This window comes from Mesorhizobium ciceri biovar biserrulae WSM1271 (genome assembly GCF_000185905.1).
GTDB lineage: Bacteria > Pseudomonadota > Alphaproteobacteria > Rhizobiales > Rhizobiaceae > Mesorhizobium > Mesorhizobium ciceri.
The window spans coordinates 3692578-3707271 of sequence record NC_014923.1 but is presented as its reverse complement, the minus strand read 5'-3'; the positions used below and the strand labels follow the sequence as shown (position 1 = coordinate 3707271).

Here is a 14694-nt window from a genome sequence, read left to right as displayed (position 1 = left end):
CGCGCCGGCAGCGCCCGTTTCCTGCTTATGGCGTCAGGCCTTGCCGAAGGCAAGGGTTTTGCCACGGCGTGTGCGCAAATGGCTTTCCCGAAACCCCACACAAGCCTGTGATCCTGCCGGTGGCTGCATGCACGCTTGCCAAGCCTTTGCGGTGTTTCTAAAGCTCTGCGCGCCCATGCTTGTATCCAGCCCGGCTTGAGGCCAAAGGAGGTGACGATTGGCCACGGAATTGCCGACCACCGACATGCGCATCAGCGCCGAGGCGATTCGCCACCGCAAGGGCGGCACGCCGATCGTTTGCCTGACCGCCTATACCTATCCCATCGCCCGTCTGCTTGATCACCATGTCGATCTGCTTCTGGTCGGTGACAGTGTCGCCATGGTCCTCCATGGCCACAAGACGACACTGGGTGCCTCCCTGGAGATGATGATCGCGCATGGGCAAGCCGTGATGCGCGGCTCGGCCAGTGCCTGCGTCGTCGTCGACCTGCCGGCTGGCAGCTATGAGGTCACGGCAGCACTTGCCGTCGCCTCGGCGCGGCGGGTCGTCGACGAAACCGGCTGCCAGGCGGTGAAGCTCGAAGGCGGCGTCGAAATGGTTAGCCAGATCGCGGCCATCGTCGCCGCCGGCATTCCGGTCATGGGGCATATCGGCCTGCAGCCGCAATCGGTCGAAAAGGACGGCGGCTACAAGATCAAAGGCCGCACCGAGGAGGCTGTTGCGGCATTGCTTCGCGATGCGCTCGCCGTCGAGAACGCCGGGGCTTTCTCGGTGGTCATCGAAGGCACGGTCGAGAGGGTCGCCGCCGATATCAGCCGCCGCCTCGCCATCCCAACCATCGGCATCGGCGCCAGCGGCGACTGCGACGGCCAGATCCTGGTCATCGACGACATGGTCGGGCTGACCGTCGATCGCGTGCCGAAATTCGTCAAGGAATACGCCGACCTGCGCAGCGTGATCTCGCATGCCGCAAAGAGCTATGCAGCAGAAGTGCGAAACCGGACATTCCCGGGCCCCGGCCATGTCTTTTCGGCGACAAACAGCAGGGATGACGCATGAGCCAACCCGTCGTCGTCGACAGCGTTGCCGCACTTCGCACGCAAATCCATGACTGGCGCCGTGACGGCCTTCGTGTCGCCATGGTGCCGACTATGGGCGCTTTGCACGACGGGCACATCTCGCTGGTCAGGATCGCACTCGAAAAAGCCGAGCGCTGCGTCGTGTCGATCTTCGTCAACCCGACACAGTTCGCGCCGAGCGAAGACCTCGACAAGTACCCGCGCCAACTCGCCCGCGATCTCGACCGGCTCGGCGCGGCAAAGGCCGACCTTGCTTTCACGCCGACGGTTGGCGAGATGTATCCCGCCGGCTTCGCCACGAAAATCTCGGTCGGCGGCCCCTCCGCCGGGCTCGAATCGGACTTTCGGCCGACCTTTTTCGACGGCGTCGCCACCGTGGTGGCAAAGCTCCTCCTGCAGGCAACGCCCGACTTTGCGGTCTTCGGCGAGAAGGACTACCAGCAGCTTTGCGTGGTGAGACAGCTCTGCGGCGATCTCGACCTGCCCGTCGAGATCGTCGGCGCCCCGACGATACGCGACGCGCATGGTCTCGCCATGTCGTCACGCAACGCCTATCTCGATGAGGCCGAACTGAAGGTCGCCCGCCAACTCAACGTGATATTGCGCAAAACGGCAGTGGCTCTGGCGGGCGGCGCCGACCAGAGCGACGCAACCGAAGAGGCCAGCCGCGCCCTCATCGCCGTCGGCTTCCAGAAGGTCGACTATGTCGAGGCACGCGAAAGCCTGACGCTTGCGCCATGGCGTCGAAACCGCGAAGGGCGTCTTCTCGCAGCAGCATGGCTCGGCAAAACCAGGCTAATCGACAATGTGGGGGTTCCCGCTGCCTAGCGAAGGCTCGATCCTCCGCGGCGGATTGCTGCCGCGCCTAGCTCTCGCTCTTTTGCCGGCCGGCCCTGACGATCAGGTGTCCCGCGACGATCCCAACCACCCCGGCAAAGGCTTTCACCAATGCATCGATGAGGCGTGCATGGCGACCGGGATCAATGAGCTGAAGCAGTTCCAGCATGCCGGCGATCACAGCCACAAAGATCACCACTTGATACAGTCGGTTGGGGAAGCCGACCGCCAGGGCGAAGCCTAGCAGGACATAAGCCAAGGCACGCTCGACATTTGCTTCAGCGAGATGCGGCCGCATCTGGATCGGCGACAAGGTCGCGAAAATGATGATGGCGAGCAGCGCCAGCGCCGCAGTGCGGAACAATTTGGTCATGGCCCTTGCATATCCGTGGTGAGCCGGCACGGCAAACGCCGCGATGACGCATGGCCGGATCGTGGCCGCCATTGCTGCCCGCCAGTGGCCTTCGCCGAACTATTCCTCGGTCGGCATATGCAGATACATCGACTGGATGCCGACACGGCCCGGTCCGGTGAATCGGTTGACGATGAAATTCATGTTGGCGCCGAAGAAGCCGCTCGACAGGCGATCGATCTTGGTCTCCATCCTGACCGAGGCATCCTTGAACAGCCAGCCGCCCGGTTCGATGTCGATGGTTTCGCCGGCGGCGAGCGTCTTTTCGAAGACGTTGCCATAGCCGTGCAGCCAGACGATGCCATCGCCGGAATCACCGCGAAAGCGGTCGATGAAAAAGCCGCTCTGGCCGAACAGCATCGTCGCCAGGCCGCGCACCCGTTCGAAGGTGTAGTCGACATTGCCGGTGGCGGCGCGAAACTGGTGCTCGCGCACCTGGATCTCTTCGCCGTGCCTGAGATGGATCGGCACGATGTGGCCCGGCCCATCGCGGCTGAAGGCAATGATGCCCGCCCCCGACGCCTCGGTGACGAAGATCTGGATGCCGGCCATCATGCGCTTCAGGGCGCCCTTCAGCGATTTCAGGCCGATGGTGATGGTGGAATTCTTCCACAAAAGGATGTGGTGCTCGAAATAGACCGGCATGCGCGTGACATCGACCGAAAGCACCGGCACCAGCTCGCCCGCTATATGATAGGTGACGCTGCCAAAGGTCTCGTCCGACACCTGTGTCGGCATCAGTTCCGGCAAGCTTGGCATGACGATTCCCCAAGCTGCCTCGCATGCCACCGGTCAAACACCGATCATGGCTGGGGTCAGCGGCCACAGCTTTGCGCTCGATATTTGCGCCGTCAAATGAAAGCCGTGCGCTCGAGGGTCCACTCGCAACAACGTGATGCAATCGCGCGATCATCGAGCGCTCAGGCGGTCAGCATCCGCTCAAGAATCAACGCAGCAATACCGGACTGCGCCGGCCCATAATTGTCGGCCCGGCCAATCTCGGCAAAGCCGTTGGCCAGATAGAAGGCGACCGCACGCTTGTTCTGCTCCACGACCTCGATGCGTAGAGAGCGGGCTTCCGGAAAATTCTCGATCACCTCATCGAGCAACATCCCGCCGATGCCCCGGCCTTGCAGGTCGGGTGCGACATGGAGCTGTTGCAGGTCGACCACGGTGCCGCCTTCGACGCTTTCGGCATAGGCGACGCCGCCGATGCGCTTGCCGTCGTCGGCGACCAGGAATTCGGCATTCGGCCGCTCAAGGCTAGCTCTCAATTTCGCCGGCGAACACCAATCCTCGATGACCCGGTCGATCCGATCAGGGCCATAGACCGCGTCATAGGTCGTGTGCCAGGTTTCGACCAGCAGCGCCCGGATGGCCGTCAGATCACGTTCACCTGCGGTGCGGACAAACACCGCGCTACTCGATGCCCAGCTTGGTCTTGACGAGGTCGTTGACCGCTTGTGGATTGGCCTTGCCGCCGGTCACCTTCATCACCTGGCCAACGAACCAACCGGCCATGCTCGGCTTGGCGCGCGCCTGTTCGACCTTGTCGGGGTTGGCTGCGATCACCTCGTCTACGGCCTTCTCGATGGCGCCGGTGTCGGTGACCTGCTTCATGCCACGGCTCTCCACCAGCTGGCGCGGATCGCCGCCCTCATTCCAGACGATCTCGAACAGGTCCTTGGCGATCTTGCCGGAAATGGTGCCGTCCTTGATCAGATCGATGACCGCGCCAAGCTGATCAGGGGAAACCGGAGCGTTTTCAATGTCTTTTCCGGCCTTGTTCAATTGCCCGAGCAGATCGTTGATGACCCAGTTGGCGGCGAGCTTGCCGTCGCGGCCGGCGGCCACCTTCTCGAAATAGTCGGCGATCGGCTTTTCCGAAACCAGGATCGAGGCGTCATAGACCGACAGGCCGAGCGACGCGATCAGCCGCGCCTTCTTGTCGTCTGGCAGTTCCGGCAATTCCTTGGCCAGCGCATCGACATAGGCCTGGTCGAATTCCAGCGGCAAGAGGTCCGGATCGGGGAAGTAGCGGTAATCATGCGCCTCTTCCTTGGAGCGCATCGAACGCGTCTCGCTCTTGGCGGCGTCGAACAGCCGCGTCTCCTGCTCGATCTTGCCGCCATCCTCGAGAATGGCGATCTGCCGGCGCGCCTCGTAGTCGATGGCCTGGCCGATGAAGCGGATCGAGTTGACGTTCTTGATCTCGCAGCGCGTGCCGAACTCGCCGCCCGGCTTGCGCACCGAAACGTTGACGTCGGCGCGCATCGAACCTTCGTCCATGTTGCCGTCGCAGGTGCCGAGATAGCGCACGATGGTGCGCAGCTTGGTGACATAAGCCTTGGCTTCGTCGGCCGAGCGCATGTCGGGCTTGGAGACGATCTCCATCAGCGCCACGCCGGAGCGGTTGAGGTCGACATAGGACATGGTCACATGCTGGTCGTGCATCGACTTTCCGGCATCCTGCTCCAGATGCAGCCGCTCGATGCCGACCTCGATGTCCTCGAATTCGCCCTGACGATCGGGGCCAACGGAAACGATCACCGTGCCCTCGCCGACGATCGGCTGCTTGAACTGCGAGATCTGGTAGCCCTGCGGCAGGTCTGGATAGAAGTAGTTCTTCCGATCGAAGACCGACTTGTGGTTGATCTGCGCTTTCAGCCCAAGGCCGGTGCGGATCGCCTGCTTGACGCATTCCTCGTTGATGACCGGCAGCATGCCGGGCATCGCCGCATCGACCAGGCTGACATTGGCGTTGGGCGCCGCGCCGAAAGCGGTCGAGGCGCCGGAAAACAGCTTTGCTTCCGATGTAATCTGGGCATGGACCTCGAGGCCGATGATGATCTCCCAGTCGCCGGTGGCACCGGAAACAAGGCGCTTGGCGTCGGGCGTGCGGGTGTCGATGAGGGACATGGTGGCCTGCGTATTGGAACTGCGGATAATGCGTTTCGCACACTTTGGTGTGCAACTTCGCTAGTGCAAACCGCCAAAAGAGACAAGCGCCCAAAAAACACAAGCGCAAAGCCGCGGACTGGCCTTTTCAGCCGCGTTCGCCTATAGGAGGTCCATTCCAATGGAGAGTGGATGTCCACTTACTCTCAGTCCCGGTAAGGCCCTGACCTCTTGGCGAGGCAGGGCAGAAAACCTGAAACCCCGTGCCGCGAAGCTTCGCGGCGGCGGCATTTTTTGTTTTCCCGGAAAACTCTCACATGGATATTTCGCGCAGCGCATGACCCCGGAAATCGGTATCGATTTTCGGAAAGGATCATGCGCCAAATCATAAGTGCCACAGCGTCCTTTGCGCGTCCAAGAGGACGCGCGGCGCTGTGGAAACAGCGCATCCTGCACCTGCTCGCGCAGGGCGGACGCATTGAAATCGAAAAGAACGAGAAGAAACGGATCGCCTCCGTCAAATGCCTGACCCGCGACGGCTGGCATTATCCGGGCGTCGATCTCGAGCTGTTTCGAAAACTGAAGCGGAAGAAGGCTGTTTCTTCGTCTGACGGTGGACCCTACCGCATCACCCGGCGCGGGCTCGCACTCGTCCGCTCCGAACTCGACAACAGGTAACCACGGCTCCGCCGGTCGGTTCTCCGGCCGGCGGTTCGCCTCACCGCTCAGGCGGTGGCGATGTAGGCTCTGATCTCGTCGGCCTCGCGCTCGACATCCTCGATGCGGCGCTTGACCACGTCGCCAATGGACACGATGCCATCGAGCATGCCGTCCTTTTCCACCGGTAGATGGCGGAAGCGGCCTCGGGTCATGATCTCCATCACCTCGTTGACGGTGTGGTTTTCGTTGCAGATCTTCACTTTCGGCGTCATCGCCGAACGCACGGGGATATCGAGCGCGGCTCCACCTTCGCGGGCGACAACCCGGACGATGTCGCGCTCTGATAGGATGCCGACGATCTTGCGATCGCCATTGGTGATGACCAGCGCCCCGATCTTGTGCTCTGCCAGGATACGGATGGCTTCGCTAAGCTTTTCGTTCGGCCCGAGCGTCAACACGTCATGGCCTTTTCTCTCGAGAATTGCCTTAACCGTCATGGCGTCCTCCTCTGCTTTGCCTGCCGGTTCCTGCCCTGACCGGCCTTCACGTAAGAGTGAACATCGTGCGCCGTGATCGGTTGCATTTCAAGTGTGGTGGTCGGCCGTCTCCCATTCGGGCGCCTGCCATCTCCTGTCGAACCAGCGCAGGCCGAAGAAGCCGGCGACAAAGCCGCCAATATGGGCCTCCCAGGCGATCTGGCCGTCTACCCCCGGGGCAAAACCGAGCAGGCCGGTGGCGAGATTGATGACCATCCACATGGCAAGGAAAATCACGACACCGCGCAAGCGCAACACGAATGCGATCGGCAGCACCGGGCCGGCGAAGGCGGCCTTGCCGGCCGAACGATCGGTGCGGAAGCCAAAACGCGCCGCAGCCCCCATCATGCCTGATATCGCACCGGAAGCCCCGACCAGCGGCGCCTCACCGTAAGGATGCAGTGCCCAGAAAAGCGCGACCGAAGCCAGCCCGGTTGCGGCAAAGAACAGCGCGAACCACAGCGTTCCCAGACGGTTTGCCAATGGTGAACCAAACGCGGCGAGCCACACCATGTTGATGGCGATATGGGCAAAGCCGCCATGCATGAACGCGTAGGTGAAGGGCCGCGAAAACAGGAACCAGTCGAAGCCGTATTGCCCGGTGTAGAGAACGGGGATGAAGGCCCCGTCATACAGCAATGTCATCTGCTGGGATTCGCTCAACACATATTGCTGCAACAGATAGACGACGACGCAGATGCCGATCACCGCCAGCACGACGGGCGGCAGGTTGAACACCGGCTCGCGCCGCGGCTCGGGCGCGCCCTCGACCGGGTCGGCTTCCGAGGGAATTACCGGTTCACTCATTTGAAATTGCACTCACTGCGGGATTCCAGGTTCGAGCATCTAGATTAACGCGGACCGAACAGCAAACCGCGAATCATCTGGCGCGAATCAAAAAAGAAGCCGTTCAAGGTTTCCCTTGAACGGCCGGTCGAGCCCCCTGCTCCCCTAAAACTCTGACTGAAGTGCTGCCGATCGTCGCGAAACGACCGCTTCTGGAGTGGTTTTTGTGTGCCACGGGGCTCGCTCAGACGCAACGTAAACCACTTGTTAACCTTAACGGCCCCGACCCGTGAACAAGTGTTAACGACGCTGGCACGCTTCCTGCTCCGCAACGCATGTAGGTCCTCGGAGGGCGCCCTTCTGTTCACCGATGGGACATCAGACGACAGATTGCGCGGAGCAGCATAGCATGAACCAGAATGGATCGATCACGCTGTTCCAATATTGGAACCGCCTGCGTGATGGACGCCCCGCCCCGAAGCGTTCGGAGGTCGAACCGGCCGACATCAAGTCGCTGCTGGCCGACACCTTTATCCTGGAACGTGACACGCGCGGACAGGCCGTATTCCGGCTGGCCGGCACAAGGCTTTGCGCCTGCTACGGCCGCGAGCTCAAGGGGTTTTCCTTTCCATCGCTGTGGCGCGAGAAGGACCAGCGGCTCGTCTCGCGCCTGATCCATGGCGTGTTCGAGCAGAAATCGGTCGTGCTCATCAGCTATGAGGGCTTCAGCCGCAACGGGCGCTCCAATAAGTTCGAACTGCTTGCCCTGCCGCTGGACGGCGGCGTCGAAAATCCGCGCTGCCTGGGCGTCATCAGCGCCGTGGAGAAACCCTTCTGGCTGGGTGCCGATCCGATCACCGATGCGTTGATCGATTCAATCCGCGTCATAGATCCGGAGAAGGAGCTTCTGAACAATCGCCCGGCGATCGATGTTCCCTCGCTTGTTCCCTATGAACTTGGGGCACCCGAGACGATCTCGGCGCTCGGCCGGGTGCGTCGCATCCGTCATCTCGTCGTCTTCGATGGCGGGCGCGAGGAATAGTCCGCTGTTTTTTGAGACCTGATGCACGTCGCCCAAAACTGCGCGGCGGTTTTGGCACCACGGCCAGCAAAAAGGAAAACGCTGGAGCGCCCGCTTTTCCCCTTTGTTAACCCGCTTTGTTGTACTTCTGTGATGAAGTTCCTCGCATCGGCGCGCGGGATGCCAAACGGGGTGTAGGCAGTCATGAGGTCAGCGGCGGTCGACTATGCGCCGTCCCAAGCTGAAAGGCGAAACTTTCAGCGCGTCCGGGTTAAAATTTACGGACGCTTCATGCTGGAAGACCGCACCGAACATCCCTGCCAGGTCGTCGACATGTCACCGGGCAATGTCGCGTTTCGCACCGACCGCATCGGCATGCCCGGCGAAAAAATCATCGCCTACATCGATCATATCGGCCGCATCGAAGGCGTCGTCACACGCACCCTGCAGGACGGTTTCGCGATGACCGTCATTGCGTCGGATCGCAAGAAGGACAAGCTGGCCGCGCAATTGACCTGGCTGGCCAACAAGCATGAACTCGACCTGCCGGAAGATCGCCGCCACGAGCGCGTCGCACCGCGCAATCCGACAAGCGTGCTGCAGCTCACCGACGGCCGCCAGTACCAGTGCCGCATCATCGACCTTTCGCTCTCCGGCGCCGCTGTCGAAATCGACGTCAAACCGGCGATCGGCATCCAGGTCATGCTTGGCACCATGCGCGGGCAGGTCGTGCGTCATTTCGAGGATGGCGTCGCCATCGAATTCGCTGTGATCCAGCGTCCCGAAACGCTTGATTCCGAATTCAACACGCCACGCGCCTGAGCAGGCCCGACAGCAACATTCCAGGAACCGGCCCTTGCGGCCGGTTTTTTGTTTCTGGGAGCTTGTTTCTGGGAGCGCTCCGCGCCCGAGGTGGGAGCCTTCAGATCCAAACGAATTAATACTCAAATGATTCAAATTTTACGTTTATTCTATTGGACTTTTACTCAATATCTACTTCGCGCTTTTGCGTCAAATAAATCCACATGTGGCAATGTCTCCTTCGAACGGGGAGACCACAACAATGAAGAAAACGAGGGGCAAGCTGTTGCTGGCGGCAATGGCGATGCAGCTTTCCGCTTGGGGATCAGCATATGCCGCGGGACCGGCCTATATGCACACCGGCGGACGCACCACCCAGCCTGTTGGCCACTATGAGTTCTGCCAGCGCATTCCCGGCGAATGCAGCGAACGGACCCGCAGGGGTGCGCCGGTCGAACTGACCCGCAAGCTGTGGGCGACGATCGTCAACATCAACAATTCGGTCAACACCCGCATCAAGCCGCGCACCGACATGGAAAACTACGGTGTCGAGGAATATTGGGCCTATCCGGCCAATGGCTATGGCGATTGCGAGGATTACGCGCTGGAAAAGCGCCGCGAGTTGATGGATGCGGGCGTCCCCGCCGGCAATCTGCTGATGACGGTGGCGCGCCAGCCGAATGGCGACGGCCACGCGGTGCTGACCGTGCGCACCAGCCTCGGAGAATTCATCCTCGACAATCTTGAGACCAAGGTCCTGTCCTGGACGGACACCGACTACACCTATCTCAAGCGCCAGTCGGACCAGAATTCCGGCGTTTGGGTGACGATCAATGACGGCCGCTCCGACGCGGTCGCCAGCGTCCGCTGATTTAACAGAGATCAAGCGCGCCGCGTGAATGCGAGGCGCTTCAGGAGAAACCCGGTCGAGTCCCCACCCTCCCCGTCCCCAACGACCGGGTGAAAGGAGCCGGCCCCGTCCCCGGGCCGGCTCCGCCATTTCTGGCTATGGCCGTTCGAAAACCAATCAGGTTCCGAGAAATCTGCGTTGCAAAAGGTCAGCTATTGCGGTGCGGTGGGCTTGTCCACCAGCCTCTCAACCAGTCGCCTGAGTTCCGAAGGTGTCGTGTGACCGCCGACGATCTCATGGTAACTGATGCCAGCACGTCGCAGCGCTTCCTTTTTGACCGCATCACGTGCTGCTGCTGTGCCTTGGTGATGCGCATGGCCTTGGTATTCGAGCGCATGTCGAGGCAGACAAGTCTCGTCCACAAGAAGAAGGTCCACTCGTTTCGAGTTGATGCAGCTGTAGGCGTCAGCGTTCGCGCTGCGCAAAATTTCGCCCAGTGACACTTGGGCCATCACCTGCCATCCCGGATTGCAGCTGATCACCATGCGATCAAGTTCCTTGAAGACGCGCACTTCACTCCTGTTGAGGAGCGGTTGAATAGTGAAGCTCGCACCCATGACGATCCGCAACTGGTCAGCAGGATCAGTCGGTTTCGGTGGCGCGGAAACAGGCTTCGGGGCAACCCATAGGCCGCTAAGAATGTCGCCCCCTCTGCGCTCTCTCGCCCAGCGCCTGCTATTGCTCTCCCTCCATGCCTGCCTCCGTTTCCTCGATAGGAGACGTTCCAAGGCCATACCAATGAAGACGCCAGCTAACGGAATGCAAATTAGCGAAAGAATTTGCTGCGTTTGCTCACTGAGCTGGAATGGCATGCCGGAAAGCTACCTCCGCGATGCAGATTATTATTCAGCGATGACTTATATCAGCAATCCGTGAAATGGTATGCGCATCGTCGACCTACTGGACGCATCGGACGACCGCCTTTCCACGCGCAGGGGATCGGGGCAATATAGGCCGTTGGTTTTCGCCTTCTGGAACACGGCGATGTTGGAAATCCCGGAAGATCGATGCGAGCGTCATCGCCTCTTCAAGGCGATCGACGATGCCTTCAAGGCCGGCGACTTCGACGGCCTCGGTCTAGCCTTGGGCGGCTCTTCCCGATGGTTCGACGAGCGCATGCCGTTTGAGTTCGGCCTTGGGCATCCGCTGGAATATGCGATCTATTGGAGCCCCGTCAGCTTCATCTCGATCTTGCTGGAGGCGGGCTCGGATCCGAATTATCAGGATCATGGCGGGTTTCCGTCCATCATTGCGGCGCTGTCCACCGATCGCGCCAATAGGCTGGACATCGTGCGGGTGCTGATCGAAGCTGGCGCCGACCCCAACATGCGGGGCGTCAACGACTGGACTCCGCTGCACTATTCGGTGGCCATCCGCAGTGTCGATGCGATCCGCCTGCTTTTGGCGGCGGGCGCCGACCCGGCGCTCGAAACCCGCATCGATGACTACAGGACCGCGATCGAGGAAGCCGAGATTGCCGGCTTTGAAGGCGGTGCTTCCTTGCTGCGCGATGCGATGGCTGGGCGCAACTGACGGACAGTGAGTTGAGGCGCTAAGAAACCAGCAAATGCCAGGTAGCCTCAAACCTTCTTCAACCCCGCCTTGAAGCGCTTGCCGTTGGCGACATAGTGCGCGGCCGAGCCGCGCAACCTTGCCACGGCCGCGTCGTCCAGCACCCTGATCGCCTTGGCCGGCGAGCCGACGATCAGCGAATTGTCCGGGAATTCCTTGCCCTCGGTAACCAGAGCACCGGCGCCGACCAGGCAATTCCTGCCGATTTTCGCGCCGTTCAGCACGATGGCGCCCATGCCGATCAGGCTGTTGTCGCCGATCGTGCAGCCATGCAGCAAGGCGCGGTGGCCGATCGTGCAGCCTTCGCCGATCGTCAGCGGAAAACCGGGATCGGTGTGCATGACCGTGTGTTCCTGCACGTTGGTGTCGGCACCGATGACGACGGGCTCATTGTCGCCGCGGATGACGGCGCCGAACCAGAAGCCGGCATTGCGTCCGACCCTGACGTCGCCGATCAGCGTCGCATCGGGCGCGATCCAGTTCGAGTCCGCATCGGCGAAGCTGGGCTCTGTTCCATCGATCGCATAAAGCGGCATTTCTGGTCTCCGAATCGTCTCAGCCTGGCAGCTCGGACCCTAGGAGACGGACCGACCATGAGGCAATGGCAAGCACGACGACGCCCAGCGCCAAGGTCCACGCAATTGCCGTGCAGCCGCAGGACATCAGCGCCAACGTTGAAATGCGGCGCTGACGCCGGGCATCGATGGCGTCGTTGACCAGCATGAACGGTCCCGCACAGGCCGTGGCGAGCAGCGAGCGCAAGACATGTGACGGCGACACATAGGGTTCGGTGAAGGCGACCTTGCGGCCCGACACCAGTTCCATGGCCGATCCGGCCAGCCCGCAGGCCGTCAACCCGACGGCAAAAGCAAAGAGTGTGAGTTCCAGCGGTCCCATCTTAACTTTCCGTTTACCATGAAATTGCACAGTCGTTCCATGCAGGCTGCAAGAGCCATGCCGTGCGATGTGTGCCGCCCGGGGACACTGCAGGCGGACGGGCGGCCCGAGAACCGAGGACTGAGATGAAGCAGGCAGCGCTCGCCAACGAACTCACCGTGGTCGATTCCAGGCTGATGAAGCGGGTGCTCTACGGGTTCGCGGTGCTCGCCCTGTTGTCGGTGGCGATCAGCCTTGCCGGCAAATGGTTCGGCCATTCGATCGCCATGGCCGGATACACCGACGACGCAACAGCCCACCAGGTGGTGATCGGCAACAATGTCATCACGGTCCCGGCCAATGCCATCCGTTTCGCCCAGGCCCGGCGCGACGGCATCGCCTCGCGGCTCGACCTCTATCTGCGCTATCCCCAGATGGACGGCTACAGCGAGGCCGCGCGGGATGATTTCAACCATACGGGGACAGCCAAAAGCATCGTCTTCCTGTCCTTCGAACAGCAGATGATGTCGCGTGACATGAGCGGCCGCTTCGCGCCGATCTACAGCGCGCTGATCACCCGACCCGGCACTGCCGGGCCTGGCGGCACGATGATTTATGGTTTCAACGAGAAATCAGGCTATCTGAACGAGGTGCTGGTTGTCGGCAATCGCCCCGGCAAAGAGCCGTTCGTGGCCCGTTGCCTGAGCGGGCCGAGTGCCGACCAATCGCTGGCGCCTTGCGAGCGCGACATCCAGGTCGGCGACGAACTCAGCCTCACCTATCGCTTCCCAAGGGAGTTTCTGGGCGATTGGCAGGCGCTCGACGCGGCAATCGCCACCGAAGCCGGGCGCGTTCTGAAGGCGGGACGTTAAGAACGCTTCAAGAGAACCGGCTGGCCGGCCGCATGAGCCGGCCGACCGCAAGATTTGCTGGCTCAGGCCAGATCGATGTCGAGAATCGCCATCGAAAAATTGTAGTCGCCGTCGTCCTCGTCCTTGAAGACGATGCCGAGGAATTCGTCGCCGACATAGACCTCGGCCGAATCGTCCTTGCGCGGCCGCGCCTTGACCTCAAGCTTGGGGTTTTGGAAGACGCGCTTGAAATAGGCGTCCAGCTTTCTGATTTCGTCCGGCTTCAACAGTCTTCTCCGATCATCGGGCTTGCTCGTTCGAACGCGCTTCTGGCACGTCGACAATGGCGATGTAAAGGCAAGCGGCCTGATTAAGGTCTGTTGATATTCACGTGAGGCCGGCCTGCAAATGGCGGTTTCCTGCGCTTCCCCGTTCTACCGCGTCGCGGTAGAACTGTGCTCACGTACCCAAACGTACGCTCCGCTCCGGTTCTCGGAACCCACCATTTTCGGCTCGGCCTGACCTGAATCTCAAAAGACCTTGGGCGAGAACAATCGCCCATGTCTGCCCACGGCCTCAGGCAGCGGACATATGACGATCAGATGTCGAAACTGACGACCTGATCCATCGTCTGCGACGGCAAAAGCTGGTCCATCTGGCGCGACGGCTGATCGCAGCCGGTCTCGCCGACGACGCGGGCCGGCACGCCGGCAACCGTCTTGTTGTGCGGTACGGGCGACAGCACCACCGAGCCTGCCGCGATCTTCGAGCAATGGCCGATTTCGATGTTGCCGAGGATCTTGGCGCCGGCGCCGATCAGCACGCCGTAGCGGATCTTGGGGTGGCGGTCGCCGCCGGCCTTGCCGGTGCCGCCCAGCGTCACGCCATGCAGGATCGACACGTCATCCTCGATGACCGCGGTCTCGCCGACCACGAGGCCGGTTGCGTGGTCGATGAAGATGCCCTTGCCAATGCGGGCGGCCGGGTTGATGTCGGTCTGGAAGACCGAGGACGAGCGGCTCTGCAGATAGAGCGCGAAATCCTTGCGCCCCTGGTTCCACAGCCAATGCGCCAGCCGATGCGTCTGGATGGCGTGGAACCCCTTGAAATAGAGCACCGGCATGATGAAGCGGTCGCAAGCCGGATCGCGATCGTAATAGGCCTGGATGTCGACACGTACCGTCGTCGGCCACTCCTTGTCGTCGGCCAGCATGGACTTGAAAGTCTGGCGGATGAGATCGGAGCCGATGTCCTGGTGCGCCAGCCGCTCGGCCAGCCGATGAATGACTGCTTCTTCCAGGCTGTCCTGGTTGAGGATGGTCGAATAGAGGAATGCAGCGAGCAGCGGGTCGCGGTTGACAGCCTCCATGGCCTCGTCGCGGATCGAACGCCAGATCGGATCGACCGGCTTCAATGCGCTGTGTCGGGAAATGCTGATGCTGTTCATCGCCGTC

19 protein-coding genes are annotated in these 14694 nt (G+C 61.3%); 8 read left to right on the top strand and 11 right to left on the bottom strand.

What is annotated here, in order from left to right; all coding sequences use genetic code 11:
* The first annotated feature begins 244 nt into the window (after positions 1-244).
* On the top strand, positions 245-1060 hold the full coding sequence (gene panB / locus MESCI_RS17900) for a 3-methyl-2-oxobutanoate hydroxymethyltransferase (RefSeq protein ID WP_206524316.1): 816 nt from the start codon (positions 245-247) through the stop codon (positions 1058-1060).
* Complete coding sequence (panC, locus tag MESCI_RS17895) at positions 1057-1908, top strand: pantoate--beta-alanine ligase (protein ID WP_013531351.1); 852 nt, start codon at positions 1057-1059, stop codon at positions 1906-1908. Before panB ends, panC begins: the two co-directional genes overlap by 4 nt.
* A gap of 37 nt (positions 1909-1945) precedes the next feature.
* Here the strand turns inward: panC and MESCI_RS17890 are convergent, their stop codons facing one another.
* From MESCI_RS17890 to gatB, 4 genes are all read right to left on the bottom strand, one after another.
* On the bottom strand, positions 1946-2290 hold the full coding sequence (locus tag MESCI_RS17890) for a VanZ family protein (protein ID WP_063170249.1): 345 nt from the start codon (positions 2288-2290) through the stop codon (positions 1946-1948).
* Positions 2291-2389: 99 nt separating this feature from the next.
* Positions 2390-3088, bottom strand: coding sequence for an AIM24 family protein (locus MESCI_RS17885; RefSeq protein WP_013531349.1), 699 nt, complete (start codon positions 3086-3088; stop codon positions 2390-2392).
* A gap of 161 nt (positions 3089-3249) precedes the next feature.
* Positions 3250-3744 carry a GNAT family N-acetyltransferase gene (locus tag MESCI_RS17880; protein ID WP_013531348.1) on the bottom strand — a complete coding sequence of 165 codons (495 nt, stop codon included), beginning with the start codon at positions 3742-3744 and terminating at the stop codon, positions 3250-3252.
* A gap of 4 nt (positions 3745-3748) precedes the next feature.
* Positions 3749-5248: an Asp-tRNA(Asn)/Glu-tRNA(Gln) amidotransferase subunit GatB gene (gatB, locus tag MESCI_RS17875; RefSeq protein WP_013531347.1), complete on the bottom strand. Its 1500-nt coding sequence runs from the start codon at positions 5246-5248 to the stop codon at positions 3749-3751.
* A gap of 354 nt (positions 5249-5602) precedes the next feature.
* Between gatB and MESCI_RS17870 the strand changes: the two genes are divergently transcribed.
* On the top strand, positions 5603-5905 hold the full coding sequence (locus MESCI_RS17870; RefSeq protein WP_013531345.1) for a YjhX family toxin: 303 nt from the start codon (positions 5603-5605) through the stop codon (positions 5903-5905).
* A 47-nt stretch (positions 5906-5952) separates the two neighbouring features.
* Here the strand turns inward: MESCI_RS17870 and MESCI_RS17865 are convergent, their stop codons facing one another.
* Together MESCI_RS17865 and MESCI_RS17860 are read right to left on the bottom strand one after the other, a co-directional pair.
* On the bottom strand, positions 5953-6384 hold the full coding sequence (locus MESCI_RS17865) for a CBS domain-containing protein (protein WP_013531344.1): 432 nt from the start codon (positions 6382-6384) through the stop codon (positions 5953-5955).
* An 87-nt stretch (positions 6385-6471) separates the two neighbouring features.
* A complete protein-coding gene (locus tag MESCI_RS17860) occupies positions 6472-7230 on the bottom strand; it encodes a rhomboid family intramembrane serine protease (RefSeq protein ID WP_013531343.1) in 759 nt (252 codons plus the stop codon).
* A 388-nt stretch (positions 7231-7618) separates the two neighbouring features.
* Between MESCI_RS17860 and MESCI_RS17855 the strand changes: the two genes are divergently transcribed.
* The 3 genes from MESCI_RS17855 to MESCI_RS17845 all read left to right on the top strand — a co-directional run bounded on the left by MESCI_RS17855 (position 7619) and on the right by MESCI_RS17845 (position 9902).
* Positions 7619-8251: a PAS domain-containing protein gene (locus MESCI_RS17855; RefSeq protein ID WP_013531342.1), complete on the top strand. Its 633-nt coding sequence runs from the start codon at positions 7619-7621 to the stop codon at positions 8249-8251.
* A 183-nt stretch (positions 8252-8434) separates the two neighbouring features.
* Complete coding sequence (locus MESCI_RS17850) at positions 8435-9052, top strand: PilZ domain-containing protein (RefSeq protein ID WP_013531341.1); 618 nt, start codon at positions 8435-8437, stop codon at positions 9050-9052.
* A 241-nt stretch (positions 9053-9293) separates the two neighbouring features.
* Positions 9294-9902, top strand: coding sequence for a transglutaminase-like cysteine peptidase (locus MESCI_RS17845; protein WP_013531340.1), 609 nt, complete (start codon positions 9294-9296; stop codon positions 9900-9902).
* Positions 9903-10093: 191 nt separating this feature from the next.
* Here MESCI_RS17845 and MESCI_RS33275 read toward each other — a convergent pair whose 3' ends face one another.
* Entirely contained in the window at positions 10094-10753 is a 660-nt protein-coding gene (locus MESCI_RS33275; protein ID WP_013531339.1) for a DUF2726 domain-containing protein, read from the bottom strand.
* 172 nt (positions 10754-10925) lie between these two features.
* On the opposite strand from MESCI_RS33275, the gene MESCI_RS17835 reads away from it, so the two are divergent.
* Positions 10926-11474 carry an ankyrin repeat domain-containing protein gene (locus tag MESCI_RS17835; RefSeq protein ID WP_164920046.1) on the top strand — a complete coding sequence of 183 codons (549 nt, stop codon included), beginning with the start codon at positions 10926-10928 and terminating at the stop codon, positions 11472-11474.
* Positions 11475-11521: 47 nt separating this feature from the next.
* Here the strand turns inward: MESCI_RS17835 and MESCI_RS17830 are convergent, their stop codons facing one another.
* Together MESCI_RS17830 and MESCI_RS17825 are read right to left on the bottom strand one after the other, a co-directional pair.
* Positions 11522-12049 carry a gamma carbonic anhydrase family protein gene (locus MESCI_RS17830; protein ID WP_013531337.1) on the bottom strand — a complete coding sequence of 176 codons (528 nt, stop codon included), beginning with the start codon at positions 12047-12049 and terminating at the stop codon, positions 11522-11524.
* Positions 12050-12068: 19 nt separating this feature from the next.
* Entirely contained in the window at positions 12069-12410 is a 342-nt protein-coding gene (locus MESCI_RS17825; RefSeq protein WP_013531336.1) for a DUF6949 family protein, read from the bottom strand.
* 125 nt (positions 12411-12535) lie between these two features.
* Here MESCI_RS17825 and MESCI_RS17820 point away from each other — a divergent pair, with 125 nt between their 5' ends.
* On the top strand, positions 12536-13261 hold the full coding sequence (locus MESCI_RS17820; protein ID WP_013531335.1) for a hypothetical protein: 726 nt from the start codon (positions 12536-12538) through the stop codon (positions 13259-13261).
* A gap of 62 nt (positions 13262-13323) precedes the next feature.
* Here MESCI_RS17820 and MESCI_RS17815 read toward each other — a convergent pair whose 3' ends face one another.
* Positions 13324-13527 carry a DUF3126 family protein gene (locus tag MESCI_RS17815; protein ID WP_013531334.1) on the bottom strand — a complete coding sequence of 68 codons (204 nt, stop codon included), beginning with the start codon at positions 13525-13527 and terminating at the stop codon, positions 13324-13326.
* Positions 13528-13838: 311 nt separating this feature from the next.
* Positions 13839-14687, bottom strand: a complete 849-nt coding sequence (gene cysE / locus MESCI_RS17810; protein ID WP_013531333.1) for a serine O-acetyltransferase — start codon at positions 14685-14687, stop codon at positions 13839-13841.
* Between the last annotated feature and the right edge of the window lie 7 nt (positions 14688-14694).